This window comes from Klebsiella sp. K-3, assembly GCF_051207495.1.
Taxonomy (GTDB): Bacteria; Pseudomonadota; Gammaproteobacteria; order Enterobacterales; family Enterobacteriaceae; genus Klebsiella; species Klebsiella aerogenes.
This window is the reverse complement of sequence record NZ_JBPNXF010000002.1, coordinates 217,586-235,834: the sequence shown is the minus strand read 5'-3', so window position 1 is coordinate 235,834 and position 18,249 is coordinate 217,586. Positions and strand designations below refer to the sequence as shown.

Sequence of the window (18,249 nt, the reverse complement as noted above, 5' to 3'; positions counted from 1 at the left end):
ATACTCGCCACCCGAATTTCGATGGTGGGCAAGGAGCCGAGTGTGGCGACGGTTATTAATAATGCAATGCTGGATGCCGTTCTGGCAGAAATCAGGCCGCTGATAGGGCGCGGCAAGGTAGCGGACTACATTCCTGCCCTGGCGCGCGTCAGCGGCAATAAACTTGGCGTCGCCATCTGTACGGTTGATGGGCAGCACTATAGCGCCGGCGATGCCCACGAACGCTTCTCGATCCAATCTATCTCGAAAGTGCTAAGTCTGGTGGTGGCGATGAACCATTATCAGGAAGAGGAGATCTGGCAACGCGTCGGTAAAGATCCCTCCGGCCAGCCCTTTAACTCCTTACTACAGCTGGAAATCGAGCAGGGCAAACCGCGTAATCCTTTTATCAACGCCGGGGCGTTAGTGGTCTGCGACATGCTGCAAAGCCGCCTGAGCGCGCCGCGTCAGAGAATGCTGGAGATCGTGCGTCGGCTGAGCGGAGTGGACGATATTGCCTATGATTCAGTGGTCGCGCGCTCCGAGTTCGAACACTCCGCGCGTAATGCCGCCATCGCCTGGCTGATGAAATCTTTCGGCAATTTCCATAATGATGTCGCCACGGTGCTACAAAACTATTTCCACTACTGCTCGCTTGAGATGAGCTGCGTCGAGCTGGCGCGGACCTTCCTGTTTCTCGCCGATCGGGGGATTGCCCCGCATCTGGCGGACCCGGTTATCGCGCCGATTCAGTCGCGGCAGGTTAATGCGCTGATGATGACCAGCGGCATGTACCAGAACGCCGGAGAGTTCGCCTGGCGTGTCGGGCTGCCGGCAAAATCCGGCGTCGGCGGCGGCATTGTGGCGATTGTGCCGCAGGAGATGGCGATAGCGGTGTGGAGTCCGGAACTTGATGAAGCGGGTAACTCGCTGGCGGGGATCGCTGTACTCGAGAAGCTTACCCAACGTTTAGGAAGATCGGTGTTCTGATGTCTGCAATGGAAAATCTGTTCGCCCGGCTAGGGCGTTCAACGTTCCGCTCTCGTTTCCACCTCGGGGTGAAAGAGCGGCAGTATTGTTATGATAAAGGGCCGGAGATTATCGACAGCCACGCGGCGGATTTTATCGCCAAACGGCTGGCTCCGGCGCAGATTGCTAATGATGGTAAGCAAACGCCGATGCGCGGGCACCCGGTATTTATCGCCCAGCACGCCACGGCCACCTGCTGCCGCGGATGTCTGGAAAAGTGGCATGCGATCCCGCGCGGGCGGGAACTGAGCGGCGAGGAGCAGCGTTATGTCGTACAGGTAATTCACCACTGGCTGGTGATGGAAATGAACGCGATTACCAACCGTTAACCTGTCTCGCTCAGGCATGGCAGTATGCCTAACAAATATTCTCATGCTATGATAATCCGCTAACTAATTATTTACATAATAATTGCCTGAAACAATTAGACGGATAATTACTGAATGTCTTCACTGTCGATTCGGTCATTCACGCTATTTCGCGAGGATCAACCGGTGCGCGATGCGCTGGTGTTATTCACGCTGACGATTCTGCTGCACTTTATGGGCGCTATGTTGCGTCTGGTGCAGGAGCTTTCGTTTTTTTGGCCGCTCAATGCCGTTATGGCAGGTATTTTCGCACGCTACGTCTGGCTAAATCGCAGCTATTTCTACGCTATTTGTTTTGCCGCGATGCTGGTTTATGACGGCCTGACTTCCCGTTGGGGCATGGGCTTTGCGTCGCTGCTGATTAACTTCTCCAATATCGTCTTTATCGTCATTCTGGCGCAACTGGTGCTGTGGGATAAGCGGCGCGCCGATTCGATGCCGGGGCCAATTAACGCTCTGAATCTTTTTTGTTATTGCCTGCTGGCGGCGCTGGTGTGCGCCGCGGTAGGCGCATTGGGCTCGGTTGATGTTGAACGGGCGACTTTTATTCCGCAACTGGCGGACTGGTTTAGCGAGCAGTTCTCGACCGCGGTCCTCATCTTGCCGTTTATTCTGACCCTGACGCTGCCATCGGTGCTGGGCCGCTTTCGCTTTAGCCAACTACTACCGGTAATAGCGCTGGTGCTATCGATGGCGCTTGGGGTGGCGGTAGGCGGCGCCGGAAGCCTGACTTTCCCGCTGCCGGCGCTGATCTGGTGCGCGATTCGCTATCCGTTGCCGCTGACCTGCCTGCTGACGTTTATTACCGGTATCACTGAGATTTTGCTGGTGGCGAACTCGCTTATTCATCTGTCGCCGGATGCGCGTCCGCAGCCGTGGCAGCTGTTTTCAACCCGTCTTGGCATGGCGGCGATGCTGATAAGCCCGGTTATCGTGGCGACCAGCGTCGAGGCTATCAACAACCTCGTCAAACAGCTGGCGCTCCGCGCTGACTTTGATTTTCAGACCCGCGTTTACTCTCGTTCCGGTTTGGGCGAAGCATTGAAACGCCAGGCGCCGCAGACGGATAAACTGCTCTCGGTGATGGTGCTGGACATCGATGGTTTTAAACGAGTGAATGATACCTGGGGTCATGAATGCGGCGACTGCGTGCTGGCCCAGTTCGCCCAGCGGGTGCGTGAACTGGCGGGCGATGAGGGAATGGTGGCGCGTATCGGCGGGGAAGAGTTTGCCGTCGCGGCGCTGCTCGATAATGCTCAACAATCCCATGTGCTGGCGGAAAAAATTCGCCAGGGGATAGAATCGGAAACGTTCACCTGGGGGCAGCAGCGTATTCGCCTGACGGTGAGTCTCGGCCTGCAGTGCCGTGAAGTCGGTGAAGGACGAATCGCCGAGCTGTTTAATCAGCTGCTAATGGAAGCGGATGACCTGTTAGTCAACGCCAAGCAGGCCGGGCGCAATCGCGTTTGCGTACAGGCGCTGCCTGACGGCGTGTGATAAGAAAATCCAATGGTCTTTTTGCTTGAGTTAAATATTAGTTAAAAACATAGTGATGTGGTCATTTTCAGGGAGCAACCTATGGCCACACCTATTTCACTTCGCACGCTGACGCGTGAATCTATTCTTGAATCTCTTCCACAATTAAATGAAATCCTCGCCAGCTGCGTGAACGGCGGGGCTTCGGTCAGTTTTATGCAGCCGTTTTCGTCGGACACCGGCGAGCGCTTCTGGCAGCGGATGGCGCAAAGCGTCGCCGCCGGCGAGCGGATTGTGCTGGCGGCCGAAAACCAACAACGGCAGATAGTGGGGACCGTCCAGTTGATTATCGACCAGCCGGAAAACCAGCCGCACCGCGCCGATGTCGCCAAGCTTTTGGTTCACCAAAATGCGCGCCGACAGGGAGTCGCCGGGTTGCTGATGAGCGAGCTTGAGGCTATTGCACTGACGCACGGGAAAACGGTACTGGTGCTGGATACCGCCACCGGCAGCGGCGCGGAACGCTTCTATCAGCAGTGTGGCTGGCAAAAAGCGGGGGAAATTCCGCAGTTTGCCTTAATGCCTGACGGGGAAATGACGGGCACCACGCTGTTCTATAAGATCCTCCCGGCGACAGAATAATGCGACGAGGTTTGATCAAAACGGGGTTTCGCCAACCATAAAACCTGATAACTTATTGGACCAATTACTCAGGTTGTATGACTACTCTAAGAGGGAACCCATTGTGAAAACCTTAAACCGTCGTGATTTCCCCGGCGCGCAGTACCCTGAACGTATCATCCAGTTTGGCGAAGGTAACTTCCTGCGCGCGTTTGTTGACTGGCAAATTGACCTGCTTAACGAGCATACTGACCTGAATGCTGGTGTGGTCATCGTCCGACCCATCGCCAGCGATTTCCCGCCGTCGCTGAGCACTCAGGACGGCCTCTACACCACAATTATTCGCGGACTGAATGAAAAGGGCGAAGCAGTCAGCGATGCGCGTCTTATTCGTTCGGTAAACCGCGAAATTAGCGCCTACGCCGACTATGAGGAATTTCTGCGTCTGGCGCACAATCCGGATATCCGCTTTGTCTTCTCCAACACCACCGAGGCGGGTATCAGCTACCATGCCGGGGACCATTTTGACGATGCCCCGGCGGTGAGCTATCCGGCGAAACTGACCCGGCTGCTATATGAGCGTTTCAGCCATTTTGCCGGCGCCGCTGATAAAGGCTGGGTTATCATCCCTTGTGAACTCATTGATTATAACGGCGAGGCGCTGCGTGAACTGGTGCTGCGCTACGCGCATGAATGGGCGCTGCCGACAGCTTTCGCCGCCTGGCTTGCAGAAGCGAACACCTTCTGTTCGACGCTGGTGGACCGCATCGTTACCGGCTATCCGCGCGATGAAGCGGAGCAGATTGAAACGCAGCTTGGCTATAAAGACGCCTTTCTTGATACCGCTGAGCACTTTTACCTGTTCGTGATCCAGGGGCCGAAATCGCTTGCCGCCGAACTGCGCCTCGATAAATTACCGCTCAACGTGCTGATTGTTGACGATATCAAACCCTATAAAGAACGGAAGGTAGCGATTCTTAACGGCGCGCATACCGCACTGGTGCCGGTAGCCTGGCAGGCAGGCCTGGATACCGTCGGTGAAGCGATGAACGACGCGGAAGTCTGCTCATTTGTCGAAAAAGCGATATATCAGGAGATTATCCCGGTTCTCGATCTGCCGCGCGATGAGCTGGAATCATTCGCCAGCGCGGTAACAGGACGCTTCCGCAATCCCTATATCAAACACCAACTCTTATCCATCGCCCTCAATGGCATGACGAAGTTCCGTACACGTATCCTGCCGCAGCTGCTGGCAGGGCAGAAGCAAAGCGGTAAATTGCCACCGCGCCTGACTTTTGCGCTGGCGGCATTGATTGCCTTCTACCGCGGAGAGCGTAACGGTGAAGTCTACCCGGTTCAGGACGACGCGGAGTGGATCGCTCGCTTTCAGACGCTGTGGGCGCAGCATCGCGACGGCCAGCTTGCAACGCGGGACCTGGTAACGTCGGTGTTGTCGGTAGAATCGCACTGGCAGCAGGATCTGACGCAGGTGCCAGGACTGACGGCGCAGGTAACGGCCGATCTGGATGCTATCTTACGTGATGGCATGCGCAGCGCCGTAAAACCGCTGTGCTAACACGCCAACTGAAGCGACCCGGCATGTAGCCGGGTTAATTTCTGTCATTAGTTACAACATTCTGGTTGTTACTAGCAAGAAGCCGTTACAGTAACATCGTACCGGCATCGCTTCGCAGCGGGGAAAGGGATGAAATGTGCACTCGGCGCTTGAAGTCATTTTCAGAAAGCAAAATAATGACTTAACGATGACGTTTAGCGTGCGGAGATCCCATCAATGAATATCGACATACGTGAACCTACTGACCGGGATTACAGCGCCTGGCGAGCGTTATGGGAGGGGTACACGCAGTTCTATAATAGCCCGCAGCCGGACACCGTCACCGAACATACCTGGCGGCGTCTGCTGGATCCGCAGTCTCCGGTAATAGGCCGGGTAGCCGTGGTTGATGGTGAGGTACTGGGGTTTGCTATTTGCGTTCTGCACGAAGGCACCTGGGTGACGACGCCTATCTGTTATCTGGAAGATCTGTTTGTCGCGCCAAAAGCCCGCGGACGGGGAGTCGCGAGAACGCTGATTCAAACCCTGCAGGCTGAAGGTAAAATTCAGGGATGGTCGCGGCTGTACTGGCACACCCGTCACGATAATCCTGCCCGCCGTCTGTATGATGAATTTATCCCTGCGGACGATTATGTTCGATATCTGATGAAGCTCTAGCTGTGCGACACAGGAGAAGCAACATGGAAAAACGAATCGAAACTACCGTTAATCTGATTATGTTTCTGTCGTTACTGGCCACCGCCTGGGATCTTTCGCTGGTTCACGACTTCCCCTGGTAACATGCAGCGGCGCCGTCGGGCGCCGCTGGTACCGAACCTATTTGAGGTAATCCGCCATATACTCTTCGATCATTTCGCTGAAGCTGTGGTTGGCGCTAAACCCAAGACGCTGAGCATAGCGCGTGTCGAAATCGCCGGGCCACGAATTGACAATGCGTTCAATGGCGGCATCGGGCGTGAAGGTGATACGCTGCGCGACTTCACTGCCGGCAACCTGGCGCAACGCCACGATCATCTGTTCGACGCTGACCGACAGCCCGCAGAGATTAATCACCCGACCGTCCGTCAACTGTGCCTCAGCCAGTTCGTGCCCGTGAATTAAAGCCTTAATTGCGTTACGGGGCGACAACAGCCACAGACGGGTATCTGCCGTGACCGGGCAAACGGCGGATTCCCCATTAAGTGGCTCGCGGATAATACCGCTGGCAAAACTCGATGCCGCCTGATTGGGCCTCCCCGGGCGCACGACGATGGTGGGCATGCGCAGGCTTCTGCCATTAAGCCAACCGCGACGGCTGTAATCCGCCAGTAACAGATCGCAAATGGCTTTTTGCGTGCCGTAAGAACTTTGCGGCAACCATACCTGTGAATCACTGACTTTTTCCGGTAAGTCGCCGCCGAAAACCGCCACCGAACTGGTGGTCACCAGTTTGACGTTCTTCGGCAACTGACGCAGATGCTCCAGCAGTTGACGGAAGGCATCAACGTTGATTTTCATCCCCAGCTCGAAGTCTTGTTCAGCCTGGCTTGAAACGATGGCGGCTAAATGGAAGACGCTATCGACCTGCGCTGGAATCGTGCTACGTAACCATTCGCTATCGCTGATGTCGCCGGTTAATACCTGTAAACGGCTATCGTCGATCCCCTGTAACGCCACGCGGTCGATAGCGATCAGTTTACCGATTTCTTGCGTTTCGCCCTGCGGGCCGCTCAACGAACCGCGCTGAAGCAGCGCCTTGACCAGTTGGGTGCCGAGAAATCCGGCGGCGCCGGTGACGGCAATCGTTAATGTATTATTCATGGTGATTTTCTCAATATTATTAATGGTTAACCATACGGGCAGGAATACGGAATATCGCAGCAGCGCCGATAAAAAGCGTCGCGGAGATGATTAAGGTGCCGGTTAGCGTCGAATGGGTCATATCGGTGAGCAGGCCCATAATCCACGGCGCGACAAAGCCGGCAAGGTTGCCAAAGGAGTTGATTACCGCGATACCGACCGCGGCGGAAGCGCCGCCAAGGAAGGCCGTCGGCAGGCTCCAGAAGAGTGGTAGGGTGCTCAATCCGCCGGCGGCGCCAATTGTTAACCCGATCATCGCTATCACCAGATCGTGGCTGAACAGCGCCGCAATAATCATGCCCATGCCGCTCATGACCGCGATGGCGGCGAGATGCCAGCGACGTTCTCTGCGTTTATCGGCGCTGCGCGAAGCGGCAATCATGGTGACTATCGCTGCGGCATAAGGAATAGCGGTTAACAATCCGACTTTCAGCACATCGCCTTCACCGGCGTTATGAATCAGCGTTGGCATCCAGAAACTGACGGTATAGAACCCGGCAATCAGGCAGAAATAGATAAAAGTTAGTAACCAAACCTTCGGATTCTTCAATACAGCCAGCATTGAACCATGCTGTTCGGTCTTATGGCTGCCATCGCTGCGCAGTCGCGCCTCGAGCAACGCTTTTTCGTCATCTGACAGCCATTTCGCCTGAGAAATGCGGTCGGTCAGAAGAAATATCACCAGCACGCCAATCAGCAGAGATGGCGCGCCTTCAATAATGTACAACCATTTCCAGCCGGCGAGACCGCCGTACTCATGAAAATGGCCCATAATCCAGCCGGAGAGCGGAGCGCCGAGGATCCCGGAAAGCGGTACGGCGGTAGCGAAGAGGGCGAACATCCGCCCGCGGCGATAGCTGGGGAACCAGAAGGAAAGATACAAAATTACCCCGGGATAAAAGCCTGATTCCGCTACGCCTAAAAAGAAGCGCACGGTATAAAACTCCAGCGGCGTACGCACGAATGCCGTCAGCGGCGCGATGAGCGCCCAGGAAATAAGTAAACCGCCAAGCAAACGTCTGGCGCCAAAGCGATGAAGGATCATATTGCTGGGAATTTCAAAAAAGAAAAAACCGATGAAAAATATACCCGCGCCGATACCGTAAACGGTGTCGGAAAATGCCAGATCGCTCGACATTTGTAATTTAGCGATACTGACGTTAACCCGGTCAAGATAGGCCAGAATATAGCAAATCATTAATAATGGCAGCGTGCGGCGGACAACTTTCTTCCACACTAACTCTTCATTTATGGCAGGCGCAGCGCCCTCCAGGCTCAACGCAGAGTGGTTTGACATAGTTCTATCTCCAAAAAATGAGCGCGCATCGGCGCTCACTGAGGCATTGATATTATGTAGGTTTTAGTTATTTAACCAGGCCTGCGCCCAGTGCAGTCCGGCTTGCGTTCCGGCGCGAGGACTATATTCCGCGGCGACGTAACCATCATATTTTTCCTGCTCGAGTACGGCGAAAATCCATTGATAATCTACTTCGCCGTCAATCGGCTCCTGGCGCGCCGGTACCGACGCAATCTGGATATGGCCGATATACTCTTTATAGTTTTTCAATAAATAAGTTAGATTGCCATCGACCTGCTGGGCGTGGAAAATATCAAGCTGCAGTCGAATATTGTCGCGGTCCGCCTGGCGAATATATTCCATCGCCTGATATTGGCTGGAAAATAAATAACCCGGACGGGTGGCGGGCGATAAACCTTCAAGCAAAATAGTGATGTTATGCGCTTTGGCTCGGTCCGCCGCGTAGCGTACGTTGTCAATAAACGTGTCCGCGCAGTGCTGCCGGTCGAATCCTTCGGTGACCCCCGCCATAACATGTATCGCCGGGCACTGCAGAGCCGCAGCATAATGAATGGCTAAATCAATGGCTTTGCGGGCTTCCTTTTCACGGCCAGGTAAAGCCGATAATCCCCATTCGCCGCGTGCGGTATCGCCTGCCGGAGTATTAATGCCGATAAGCTTGAGGTGATGTTTCTCTAATTCGCGGGCGACGGTCTCTACGGGATATTCATAAGGGAACCACATCTCAACGGCATTAAAACCGGCCCTGGCAGCCAGGGAGAAGCGCTCCAGAGGCGGATTTTCGCCGAATAACATCGATAAATTGGCAGCTAGTTTCAACATTATTGCATTCCTCGAAGCACAGTCAGTTGTTGATGATCGAGATAGTTCACCGGGCTGTTTTTTAACGTGAAGAACAGGCGGGCGGACGCTTCCATCTCTTCCAGATTGTCGGCGGCATCGCGTAGCGATTTACCCACCACCACCGGACCATGATTAGCCAGCAAAAAAGCCTTATGCTGCGTGGCGCGTTCACCGAGCCATTGGCCAATCTGCGGATCGCCAGGGCGGAAATAGGGGACCAGCGGTATTTCACCGACCCGCATGACCACATACGGCGTACAGGCCGGAAGGGTATTCGCCGGATCCAGATCCTGTAGGCAGGATAAGGCCGTCAGGTAATGGCAATGCAGATGGACAACGGCGCGGCACTGCAGATTGTTGCGGTACAGCGCGAGATGAAAACTCACCTCTTTTGAGGGTTTTAACCCTGAGAGCAGTTCACCGTTCAGGTTCACGTGCGACAATTCTTCGGCGTTAAGCTCGCCAAGACAGGAGCCTGTCGGGGTGGCCAGAATCGTGCCGTCAGCAAGCTGGACGGAAAGATTGCCAGCCGAGCCGGTTGCATAGCCGCGATTAAAGAAAGAGCGTGCGATAGCCACCATCTGTTGGCGTAGGGATGACTCGTTCATGCGCAAACCTCCGCGGACTGCGCGCGAGCAAAGAAATTGTCATCGCCAAAATTGCCGGATTTGAGCAGCAGGAAAAGCGGTCGGGAATCTGCCTTGATCCACGGAACGCCGGGTGAGACCGCGGCGCCAATAGCGAAATGGCGAATATCCAGCGCTTGCGTTACCGCGCCGGAGGTTTCTCCACCAGCGACGATGAACCGGCTCACGCCTTGCTGCGCGAGTTGTTTTGCCAACAGAGAAAACAGCGCCTCAACCATCAACCGAGTTGGCTCGGCGCCATAGCGCTGCTGGATGTTGTGCAGCTCGGCGACCGAAGTGGTGGCGTAAACCATTGGCGCCATGACCGCGTCAGACTGCTGGTACAGCCATTCAACGATCTGGCCGCAATACTCATCAAGCGTCCAACGTTTATCAAGCAAACCTGCAACATCCACGGACAGCGCTGGCGCCAGTTGGCGGTATTTTTCTACCTGCGCCTGCGTTCTGATAGAACAGGAGCCGGATAATACTACCGTGGTGGCTGCTGACGTGGTGACGTGAAAGGGAAGGGACGTCGCCGTGGCGTTGGCCCAGCTACGCGCGAGACCGGCAGCTAAACCGGAACCCCCGGTAACCAGCTTCATATCGTGCAGCGCTTGTCCCTGAATTTGCAGGTGTTTATCGTTTATTGCGTCCAGCGCGATATAACGATAACCCGAGGCGGATAAAGTTTGGATCTCGTCGCGCACGGCTGCCTCGCCGGACTCCAGAATCTGCACATTGATAAGAGCGCATGTGCCGCGAGACTGGCGTTCCATCAAACGGCGTAGATCGCTGTCATCCATGGGGTTGACCGGATGGTTGCGCATACCGGATTCCTGTAACAGGCGGTCTTCAACGAATAAATGCCCCTGATACACCGTACGACCGTTAATGGGCAACGCCGGGGAGATAACCGTGGTTGCGACGCCTAGCGCATCCATTAAGGCATCGGTTACCGGCCCGATATTGCCCTTGATCGTGCTATCGAAGGTGGAGCAGTACTTAAAATAAAAGCGATCGCACCCCTGTTGTTGCAACCAGTGTAACGCATTCAGTGACAGTGTCACAGATTCTTCGGCTGATACAGAACGTGATTTCAGACTCACGACTAATGCGCGAGCATCACCCTGGTAATCTTCCCCGGGGACACCGCTAAACAGGCTGGTCGCTATTCCGTTGTTGGCCAGAAAACTGGCGATATCCGTCGCGCCGGTAAAATCATCGGCAATTATGCCTGCTCTCATATCCTGTCCTCTTCATACAGCGAGTGTTAATTTACGGTACTATCTGTTGTTAAATGTTAATATCAATGATTGATGTGATGAATACAGCGATCTGTATCACAATAAATAACATTTATTATCTATTTTTCACACCGTGTGACGCTGTCAATCCGATGTACAGCCTAATGTGATGTGATAAAATGTGAAAATATGAGATAACGAGACACCATCAGGAGAAACCGATGCTGCCGTTGGAAAGACAAGAGAAGATACTGGAAATCATTAAAGATAAGGGGGTGGTCAGTGTCGTCGAACTGGTCGAGGCGCTGGGCGTGTCGCATATGACTATCCGGCGCGATATTCAGCGCCTGGAGCAGCTTAACGTGCTGGCCAGCGTATCAGGGGGCGTGGCCCTGCCGCAACGAACCCGCCTGCTGAACGAACCTTCGCATCGCGATAAAACGCTGATGTTCCCCCAGGAAAAGGAGGCTATTGGTCTGGCGGCGCTTAAGCACATTCCCGCCAACAGTACCGTCTATCTGGATGCCGGGACCACGACGCTCGCGCTGGCCGAAAACCTGGTTGAGCGTCAGGACTTGCTGATCATCACCAATGATTTTGCCATTGCCAATTTGATGATTGAACGCGGGCAATGTGAATTGATCCATACCGGCGGACGCTTATGCCGTGAGAATCAGTCGACCGTTGGCCACCTGACGGCGAAAATGCTGGAAAACCTGTTTATCGATGTCGCGTTTATTTCGGCGTCATCATGGAATTTGCGCGGACTGTCGACGCCCAACGAAAATAAAGCCATCGTGAAACAGACCGTGGCGAAGGTAAGTGAAAAATGTATCCTGCTAAGCGACTCATCAAAATATGGAAAAATGGCGAATTACCTGATCCTGCCGCTCAGCGAGCTTGATGTCATCATCAGCGATGACCGGCTGAGCGGCAGTGTGGTAAATCAGCTGAATGCGCTTAACGTTGACGTCGAACTGGCGACTACGCGTTAGCCAGGCGTCGCGCGACAATAAACAGTCGCGGGAACAATAACAGCACTTTTCCGTTACACTGTAACGGATAGTGTTGTTGCAACAGCGTCAGATAACGCTCTAAAAACACGTTCTTTTCTGCTTCATCAAGATGTTGCAAATACGGACGCAGACCGGTCGCCTGCAGCCAATCAACGATAGCCTGGTGTGACTCCAGAGGGTGATAATAGGTGGTGCGCCAGATATCCACCTCGCAGCCGCTGTTGCTCAGCATGTCGTAATACTGCTGGACGCTGGGGAGCGGCTGTCGGCCGCTATCTGGAAATCCCAGCTCTTCCGCTACCTGGCGCATCAGGGTATGAGAGGGCTCTTGCCAGTTATCCGGCATCTGCACGGCCAGCACCCCATTATTGGCTAACTGTCTGACCAGTCGCGGGAACAGCGTTTGATGTTCAGCGAGCCATTGCAAAGAGGCGTTGGCATAGATCACGTCTGCGGGCTCAGATGGCTGCCAGCCTTCTATATTTGCGGTGATAAACTCACAATCGGGAAGCGCTTGCGCCGCCTGTGCCAGCATGGCGGCGGAATTATCAACGCCAATAATTCGCGCTTCAGGCCATGCTGCACGCAGTAAGGCCGTGCTATTGCCTGGACCGCAGCCCAGATCCACGGCCACCTTAACCGGCTGTTGCGCAATACGCGCCGTTAACTCAGACGCCGGTCGGGTGCGCTCATCAGCAAATTTCAGATACAGCGAGGGATTCCAGTCTGCCATAGATAACCTCAAGTGAACTATCCGAGTCTATCAGCATAGAGGACACGCTGCGGTTGTGAAGCTGTTTTTTAGTGACGGCGTCACTTTTTCGAGGCGAAGGGTGCGGCGTTCATCACACCGATAGCAGGGTTTCTTCGTTACACTGGCTGCGCATATATAACAGGGATGAATGAAATAATGGCCTTAACCATCAGGGTATTACTGGAAAATCGCCTTGCGGCGCACGCCGATCCGGCGTTGACAGCCAAAGCCGGACTTAGCCTTCTCCTTGAAGATGAAACCAGCAAAGTGCTATTTGATACCGGGCCGGACGGTAGTTTTCTCAAGAATGCGCAGCGGATGGGGATCTCACTGGATGACCTGACGGCGACGGTATTATCACACGGCCATTACGATCATTGCGGCGGCGTCCCCTGGCTGCCGGAAGAGAGTCGAATTATCTGTCATCCACGGCTTGCCGAACCGCGCTATGCCGCTATCAGTGTTGGCAGGCATGTCCGCAAAATCAAAAAACTTTCGCTTGAGCTCGACTATTCCCGCTTTCGCATGGAATGCTACCGGCAGCCGTTTGCTCTCAGCGAACGGCTGTTGTGGTCGGGCGAGATCGTGGTAAACCGTCCGCAATCCTTTGGCGTTTTAGCCAGCTCGCCGCTAACGCCTGATTATATCGTCGATGAAGGCGTCCTGATTTATCTCTCCGACCACGGGCTGGTCATCATCTGCGGCTGCGGACATCGCGGCGTAGAGAATATCGTGCGGCATTGTCAGAATATCACCGGCATTGAGCGGGTCCACGCGTTGATCGGTGGGCTACACCTGCGCGCCGCATCCGTCGCCAGGGTCTGGCAGGTCCGAAGTTATTTACAGCAGCTGCAGGTGGAGAAAATTTTGGCCTGCCACTGTACCGGCGCTTGGGGAAAACTGTGGCTCGCCGGCGCACAGGCGCCGGCTACAGGGGATATTTTGCAGCTAGCTTAATAAGGATCAGTCGGCATCTTTGAGCATTTCGGCGCGCCGGGCAGTGGCATAGACGAATTCCAGCATCGGTTCAAGGTCTGTATCATGACCGGCCTGGATAATTTTACCGCGTAGCCATTCGATTTCGCTGGTGATATCCGGGTGAAAGATGTTGTTGTCCTGCGCTTTACGCAACCATTTGAGAAGAAAGTTATTTTTTCCTCTCGCTCCACCCGATTTTTTCGTTTTTACGTGGATTTTCAGCGCGACCAGAATGCAGTAGTAAAAATGGACTCGCTGGTTGAAACTTTGATGCATGTCGGTATTTCCCGCCAGGGTAAGCCGCTCGCCGCTGCAGGCGACGAGTCGAATGGAGCCAGGTCACGGGGGGGGCGTTTTGTTGACGACCTCTATCACTGCACCCGTACCGCCCGGCATCCAGGACTGGATGCTCGCGGAATGGTGGCACGGATATTAAAGCGTCGTCAATTATTGATTAAATTGTTACCAGTATCATGATTAATCGGCATACATCATACGTTCGACCTGGTCTGTTGCTGACGAACCCGAAGCAGCAGGATAAACGCCATGGCGACTACCACCGCCGCCAGTAGGTACAGCGTATCGAGCGCATAATAACCCGCCACCCAGCCGGCCACCGGGCCGGTCAAACCCAGCGCCAAATCGAGAAAGGCTGAATAGGTACCCAGCGCCGTGCCCTGGTTTTGTTCTTCTACCTGTTTCACCGCCTCGACGCCCAGCGCCGGAAAGACCAGCGAGAAACCAGAACCGGTGAGGAATGCGCCAATACCGGCGACCCACGCCGACGGCGCCTGCCAGATAATCAATAATCCAAGACACTCCACTACGAAGCAGACAAGCGACACCGGCACGCCGCCGTAGCGGGTAATGGTGTTGCCAAGGATCAGGCGTATACAAATAAAACCGATACTGAAAAGAGAGAGGGTGAAGGCCGCGCCCTGCCAGTGGTGAGCCGAAAAATAGAGGGTAATAAAGGTGGCGATGACGCCAAAGCCGACAGTCCCCAGCGCCAGTCCCAGCCCGTAGGGCCAGATTCTGCGCACTACCACATGGAATGGCGCTCTCACTCCGGCGGTCACGCTGACATCCTGGCGGGTACGGGCGAAGAGTAATCCAATTAGCGCAACCAGCACTACCACTACGGCAAAACCGCTGATGCCAAAATAACTATTGAGCATCACCCCCAGCGGCGCGCCGACGGCCATTGCCACGTAGGTCGCGACGCCATTCCATGAAATCACCCGCGAGGTGTGAATCGCGCCAACGGTTTTAATGCCCCATAACGTTGCCCCGGTGGCGGTAAAGCTCTCTCCCACGCCGAGGAAAACCCGGCCAATCAACAGGGCGCTGACGGCGAGAAGCGGTATAGCTTGCAACATCACCGCCGCGAGGGTGAAAAGTCCGCTTAGCATGCAGCAGATGATGCCGAGGCTAACGACCTTTTTTGGCCCCCAGATATCGGTATAGCGGCCAGCATGCGGGCGACTTACTAGCGTTGAAATGTACTGCAGGCTGATAACGACTCCGGCGATTAGCGTACTGTACCCGAGCTGATAGTGGATGTAGCCGGGAAGCACCGCCAGCGGCAGGCCGATGGAGAGATAGCAGATACAGGTGAAGACAACGATGGAAATAATTCGCAGGTTAAGCTGAGTGGTGCTGACAGAAGTAGTCATAACGCTAAGTGTTTAAAACGAAAGGGAGGATAAGCATAGCGCAAGCGCGGCGACTCCGGCGAGCGGACGAGCATTTTATGCCAACGCTCGGTTCATTTATTGGCAAACTGACCGATAATATAGCTATACAGGTGATAAATGACGCCCATATTATTTCTTAGAGTGATGCCTGAGTTTGAAAGGGAAATGGATGAGTGGCCAGTCTCAGCACGGAGCATGGCAATCTATTCGCTTCCTGGAGGTCATCTCGATGAAAAAATTACTTATATTGCTCATTGTTTTTGCAGCATCCGCCTGTTCCGGTGGTTCATCATCCTCTTCAGGGATGGCCCCCGGTCAGGGCTTTGATTCGCAGACCTGCATGAACGACACCATTGACGCTAACAGCGCCTGCGGTCATTCGGTCGCGCCACAATTTAATTGATATGAGACAGCCTGATGGAGGAACACGCCTCACATCAGGCCGCCGACTATTTTAACGGGCAAAGCGCTTCGAACCGATAACGCAGAAAATGATGCCAAGCGTGACGACGACCATCAACGGGCTCACTGCTTCATGAAGGAGCAGTGCCGCCAGCGACAGACCAAAAAAGGGCTGCAATAGCTGGAGTTGACCGACCGCCGCAATACCGCCGATTGCCAGTCCCCGGTACCAGAAGATAAAACCGATCAGCATACTGAACAACGAGACATAGGCCAGCGCCGTCCATGCAGACGTACTGATACCCCTGAGACTGACGGGAAACGTTAAGCCGCAGGCTATCAACATCAGGGGTAGGGACAGGAGCAGCGCCCAACAAATGACCGCCAGCCCGCCAAGCGCTCGGGTGAGGCGCGCCCCCTCGGCATAACCCAATCCGCAGACCACTACCGCCGCCAGCATTAGCAGGTCGCCTGAAACGGACATCCCGGCACTACCGGCCAGCGCGAAACTGGCCACCAGTACGCTGCCCAGTAACGAGAATCCCCAAAAGGCAGGGCGCGGTCTCTCACCGCCGCGGATCACCGCGAAAACCGCCGTCGCCAGCGGCAATAAACCAATAAAAACAATTGAGTGTGCGGATGTCACCCGCTGCAGCGCCAGCGCCGTCAGCAGCGGAAAACCGATGACCACGCCGCCGGCAACCAGCGCCAGTGAACGCCATTGTCCCGCCTGCGGGCGCGGCAGGCGTAGAACCCAGATCAGGCCCAGCGCAAGCACCCCGGCAATCGCCCCACGGCAGAAAGTCAGGAAAAAAGGATCGAACTCCTGCACGGCGATGCGGGTGGCGGGTAGCGAGCCGCTAAAAATAGCGACGCCGATAAAGCCGTTTATCCAGCCGGATAGGGAAGTGGAAGCGCGACGGTTGTGCACGTGTGACCTCTTTGTAGTAATCGTTAAGGTGGTTGACCGGGTCGATAGTAGGTCGCACAATCCATGACAATCAAATAATTGTCATGGATACAATGACGATGAAAAACCGCTATAAATCTCTGGTTGATCGCTATGCGGCAGAAATCCGCAGCGGTGCGCTGGCGGCTGGCAGCCAACTGCCGACCCATCGGCAATTGGTCGTTGAACACGGAATTTCTCTGGCTACCGCGACGCGGGTCTACCGTGAACTGGCGTTAATGGGGCTGGTCAGCGGCGAAACGGGACGCGGCACTTTTGTGCGTGAACTGAGCTTGCCGCCGGGACTGGGTGTCGATCAGCACGCCATTGCCCCGGACATGATCGATCTTAATTTCAACTCTCCGGCGTTGCCGGAACAAACCGTTCTCCTGCGCGAGGCATTAAAAAAGCTTTCTGGCGCGGGCGATCTGGAGGCGTTGTTACGCTATCAACCGCACGCCGGACGCATGAGCGAACGGGAAATAGTGGCCCAGCATCTTAACAGACAGGGTATGGCGGCCAGCGCCGGGCAGGTCGCTATCGTTAACGGCGCTCAGCATGGGCTGGCGGTCACGCTGGGCGGTCTGCTGCGTCCCGGCGATGTGGTTGCGGCAGATGCCTTGACCTATCCGGGATTTCGCGCCCTCGCCAGGCTCTATCAACTCGAACTGGTTGCTATTCCGCACACAACACAAGGGCCGGATCTCGATATGCTTCGCAACCTGTGTGAAAAACGGCGGGTAAAAGCGATTTACACCATGCCGACGCTGCATAACCCTCTCGGCTGGGTAATGAATCTGGCGCAGCGTAGCCAACTGGTTGATATTGCCCGCCAGTTCGATTTATTCATTATTGAGGATGCCGCCTATGCGTGGTTGATCGAGAACGCGCCGCCGCCGCTGATGTCTCTGGCGCCTGAGCGTACGGTCTATGTGTGCGGCTTTTCAAAAAACATCGCCACCGGTTTACGGGTTGGCATGGTGGTATGCCGCGAAGCGTTAATGCCGGCGATAGAGCGGACGATCCGCGCCACCAGCTGGAATACGCCGGCCTTAACGACGGCGCTGGTCTGCGGCTGGATCCAGGATGGTACGCTGGCCCGGCTCGAAACTATAATGCGCGCAGATGCGCGGAGGCGGCAGGTCATCGCCCGTCAGGCGTTGGCTGGCTTACCAATGATTGGCAATGAAAATGCCTGGTTCCTTTGGCTGCCGTTGGGCGAGGAGATCCGCGCCGATCGCGTCGTGAAACAGCTGCTAACCATGAATATCGCTATTTCCACTGCCGAACCGTACAGCGTCGGTCATGATGTGCCGCACGCTTTGCGTCTGGCGCTGGCGTCTCCGAGTCTCGATAAACTGAGCGCCGCGCTGAAGATAATGCGGCCCGTTATCGAGTACGGCGTTTAACGACCGTGCGCTTCTGACAACCATCCTTCGTCGCTAACCGAAGTATCCTCTGGTTGGTGCTTTTACTCTTTGCTCAGGTGCGGCGGCTTGCTCGTCGCATCGTGCTAATACATAATAAAAAG

The 18,249-nt window shown here is 55.0% G+C and carries 19 protein-coding genes; 10 read left to right on the top strand and 9 right to left on the bottom strand.

The window, feature by feature from the left end; all coding sequences use genetic code 11:
• Positions 1 to 42 precede the first annotated feature (42 nt).
• The 6 genes from glsB to ACSEMK_RS03965 all read left to right on the top strand — a co-directional run bounded on the left by glsB (position 43) and on the right by ACSEMK_RS03965 (position 5,706).
• Positions 43 to 969, top strand: coding sequence for a glutaminase B (gene glsB / locus ACSEMK_RS03990; protein WP_045394518.1), 927 nt, complete (start codon positions 43 to 45; stop codon positions 967 to 969).
• Positions 969 to 1,337 carry a DUF4186 domain-containing protein gene (locus ACSEMK_RS03985; protein WP_015366716.1) on the top strand — a complete coding sequence of 123 codons (369 nt, stop codon included), beginning with the start codon at positions 969 to 971 and terminating at the stop codon, positions 1,335 to 1,337. The genes glsB and ACSEMK_RS03985 overlap by 1 nt, the downstream gene beginning before the upstream one ends.
• Positions 1,338 to 1,451: 114 nt before the next feature.
• Positions 1,452 to 2,873, top strand: a complete 1,422-nt coding sequence (locus ACSEMK_RS03980) for a GGDEF domain-containing protein (protein WP_162750147.1) — start codon at positions 1,452 to 1,454, stop codon at positions 2,871 to 2,873.
• Between the two features lie 81 nt (positions 2,874 to 2,954).
• Positions 2,955 to 3,494, top strand: a complete 540-nt coding sequence (locus tag ACSEMK_RS03975) for a GNAT family N-acetyltransferase (protein ID WP_113373433.1) — start codon at positions 2,955 to 2,957, stop codon at positions 3,492 to 3,494.
• Between the two features lie 103 nt (positions 3,495 to 3,597).
• The gene (locus ACSEMK_RS03970) at positions 3,598 to 5,049 is read left to right on the top strand and encodes a tagaturonate reductase (protein WP_308957960.1); all 1,452 of its coding nucleotides are present in this window, start codon (positions 3,598 to 3,600) and stop codon (positions 5,047 to 5,049) included.
• A 216-nt stretch (positions 5,050 to 5,265) separates the two neighbouring features.
• Positions 5,266 to 5,706 carry a GNAT family N-acetyltransferase gene (locus ACSEMK_RS03965; RefSeq protein ID WP_308957962.1) on the top strand — a complete coding sequence of 147 codons (441 nt, stop codon included), beginning with the start codon at positions 5,266 to 5,268 and terminating at the stop codon, positions 5,704 to 5,706.
• 159 nt (positions 5,707 to 5,865) lie between these two features.
• Here ACSEMK_RS03965 and denD read toward each other — a convergent pair whose 3' ends face one another.
• The 5 genes from denD to otnK all read right to left on the bottom strand — a co-directional run bounded on the left by denD (position 5,866) and on the right by otnK (position 10,922).
• Positions 5,866 to 6,849, bottom strand: coding sequence for a D-erythronate dehydrogenase (denD, locus tag ACSEMK_RS03960; RefSeq protein ID WP_411324867.1), 984 nt, complete (start codon positions 6,847 to 6,849; stop codon positions 5,866 to 5,868).
• A gap of 19 nt (positions 6,850 to 6,868) precedes the next feature.
• Positions 6,869 to 8,185 carry an MFS transporter gene (locus tag ACSEMK_RS03955; protein ID WP_411324868.1) on the bottom strand — a complete coding sequence of 439 codons (1,317 nt, stop codon included), beginning with the start codon at positions 8,183 to 8,185 and terminating at the stop codon, positions 6,869 to 6,871.
• Between the two features lie 63 nt (positions 8,186 to 8,248).
• Complete coding sequence (gene otnI, locus ACSEMK_RS03950) at positions 8,249 to 9,028, bottom strand: 2-oxo-tetronate isomerase (protein ID WP_430915186.1); 780 nt, start codon at positions 9,026 to 9,028, stop codon at positions 8,249 to 8,251.
• Complete coding sequence (otnC, locus tag ACSEMK_RS03945; RefSeq protein WP_430915185.1) at positions 9,028 to 9,657, bottom strand: 3-oxo-tetronate 4-phosphate decarboxylase; 630 nt, start codon at positions 9,655 to 9,657, stop codon at positions 9,028 to 9,030. The genes otnI and otnC overlap by 1 nt, the downstream gene beginning before the upstream one ends.
• Positions 9,654 to 10,922 carry a 3-oxo-tetronate kinase gene (otnK, locus tag ACSEMK_RS03940; protein ID WP_430915184.1) on the bottom strand — a complete coding sequence of 423 codons (1,269 nt, stop codon included), beginning with the start codon at positions 10,920 to 10,922 and terminating at the stop codon, positions 9,654 to 9,656. The genes otnC and otnK overlap by 4 nt, the downstream gene beginning before the upstream one ends.
• A gap of 221 nt (positions 10,923 to 11,143) precedes the next feature.
• Here otnK and ACSEMK_RS03935 point away from each other — a divergent pair, with 221 nt between their 5' ends.
• Entirely contained in the window at positions 11,144 to 11,917 is a 774-nt protein-coding gene (locus ACSEMK_RS03935) for a DeoR/GlpR family DNA-binding transcription regulator (protein ID WP_015705335.1), read from the top strand.
• Here the strand turns inward: ACSEMK_RS03935 and tam are convergent.
• Positions 11,907 to 12,671 (bottom strand): trans-aconitate 2-methyltransferase, encoded by a 765-nt coding sequence (gene tam / locus ACSEMK_RS03930; RefSeq protein ID WP_430915183.1) that lies wholly within the window; start codon positions 12,669 to 12,671, stop codon positions 11,907 to 11,909. The two genes, ACSEMK_RS03935 and tam, sit on opposite strands and share 11 nt — an antisense overlap.
• A gap of 177 nt (positions 12,672 to 12,848) precedes the next feature.
• On the opposite strand from tam, the gene ACSEMK_RS03925 reads away from it, so the two are divergent.
• Positions 12,849 to 13,649, top strand: coding sequence for an MBL fold metallo-hydrolase (locus tag ACSEMK_RS03925; RefSeq protein ID WP_213794081.1), 801 nt, complete (start codon positions 12,849 to 12,851; stop codon positions 13,647 to 13,649).
• Positions 13,650 to 13,655: 6 nt separating this feature from the next.
• On the opposite strand, the gene ACSEMK_RS03920 is transcribed toward ACSEMK_RS03925, so the two are convergent.
• Together ACSEMK_RS03920 and ACSEMK_RS03915 are read right to left on the bottom strand one after the other, a co-directional pair.
• Positions 13,656 to 13,946, bottom strand: a complete 291-nt coding sequence (locus ACSEMK_RS03920) for a hypothetical protein (protein ID WP_015366702.1) — start codon at positions 13,944 to 13,946, stop codon at positions 13,656 to 13,658.
• Between the two features lie 215 nt (positions 13,947 to 14,161).
• The gene (locus ACSEMK_RS03915) at positions 14,162 to 15,346 is read right to left on the bottom strand and encodes an MFS transporter (RefSeq protein ID WP_430915182.1); all 1,185 of its coding nucleotides are present in this window, start codon (positions 15,344 to 15,346) and stop codon (positions 14,162 to 14,164) included.
• 250 nt (positions 15,347 to 15,596) lie between these two features.
• Here ACSEMK_RS03915 and ACSEMK_RS03910 point away from each other — a divergent pair, with 250 nt between their 5' ends.
• Positions 15,597 to 15,770 (top strand): hypothetical protein, encoded by a 174-nt coding sequence (locus ACSEMK_RS03910; RefSeq protein WP_183269005.1) that lies wholly within the window; start codon positions 15,597 to 15,599, stop codon positions 15,768 to 15,770.
• Positions 15,771 to 15,821: 51 nt separating this feature from the next.
• On the opposite strand, the gene ACSEMK_RS03905 is transcribed toward ACSEMK_RS03910, so the two are convergent.
• Positions 15,822 to 16,700, bottom strand: a complete 879-nt coding sequence (locus ACSEMK_RS03905; protein WP_271032489.1) for a DMT family transporter — start codon at positions 16,698 to 16,700, stop codon at positions 15,822 to 15,824.
• 98 nt (positions 16,701 to 16,798) lie between these two features.
• On the opposite strand from ACSEMK_RS03905, the gene ACSEMK_RS03900 reads away from it, so the two are divergent.
• Complete coding sequence (locus ACSEMK_RS03900; RefSeq protein ID WP_430915224.1) at positions 16,799 to 18,127, top strand: PLP-dependent aminotransferase family protein; 1,329 nt, start codon at positions 16,799 to 16,801, stop codon at positions 18,125 to 18,127.
• Positions 18,128 to 18,249: the final 122 nt, after the last annotated feature.

Coding starts and splice junctions, on each gene's coding strand:
- ACSEMK_RS03985 (WP_015366716.1), top strand. CDS start 969: ATGTCTGCAATGGAAAATCTGTTCGCCCGGCTAGGGCGTTCAACGTTC.
- ACSEMK_RS03980 (WP_162750147.1), top strand. CDS start 1,452: ATGTCTTCACTGTCGATTCGGTCATTCACGCTATTTCGCGAGGATCAA.
- ACSEMK_RS03975 (WP_113373433.1), top strand. CDS start 2,955: ATGGCCACACCTATTTCACTTCGCACGCTGACGCGTGAATCTATTCTT.
- ACSEMK_RS03965 (WP_308957962.1), top strand. CDS start 5,266: ATGAATATCGACATACGTGAACCTACTGACCGGGATTACAGCGCCTGG.
- denD (WP_411324867.1), bottom strand. CDS start 6,849: ATGAATAATACATTAACGATTGCCGTCACCGGCGCCGCCGGATTTCTC.
- ACSEMK_RS03955 (WP_411324868.1), bottom strand. CDS start 8,185: ATGTCAAACCACTCTGCGTTGAGCCTGGAGGGCGCTGCGCCTGCCATA.
- otnI (WP_430915186.1), bottom strand. CDS start 9,028: ATGTTGAAACTAGCTGCCAATTTATCGATGTTATTCGGCGAAAATCCG.
- otnC (WP_430915185.1), bottom strand. CDS start 9,657: ATGAACGAGTCATCCCTACGCCAACAGATGGTGGCTATCGCACGCTCT.
- otnK (WP_430915184.1), bottom strand. CDS start 10,922: ATGAGAGCAGGCATAATTGCCGATGATTTTACCGGCGCGACGGATATC.
- ACSEMK_RS03935 (WP_015705335.1), top strand. CDS start 11,144: ATGCTGCCGTTGGAAAGACAAGAGAAGATACTGGAAATCATTAAAGAT.
- tam (WP_430915183.1), bottom strand. CDS start 12,671: ATGGCAGACTGGAATCCCTCGCTGTATCTGAAATTTGCTGATGAGCGC.
- ACSEMK_RS03925 (WP_213794081.1), top strand. CDS start 12,849: ATGGCCTTAACCATCAGGGTATTACTGGAAAATCGCCTTGCGGCGCAC.
- ACSEMK_RS03920 (WP_015366702.1), bottom strand. CDS start 13,946: ATGCATCAAAGTTTCAACCAGCGAGTCCATTTTTACTACTGCATTCTG.
- ACSEMK_RS03915 (WP_430915182.1), bottom strand. CDS start 15,346: ATGACTACTTCTGTCAGCACCACTCAGCTTAACCTGCGAATTATTTCC.
- ACSEMK_RS03910 (WP_183269005.1), top strand. CDS start 15,597: ATGAAAAAATTACTTATATTGCTCATTGTTTTTGCAGCATCCGCCTGT.
- ACSEMK_RS03900 (WP_430915224.1), top strand. CDS start 16,799: ATGAAAAACCGCTATAAATCTCTGGTTGATCGCTATGCGGCAGAAATC.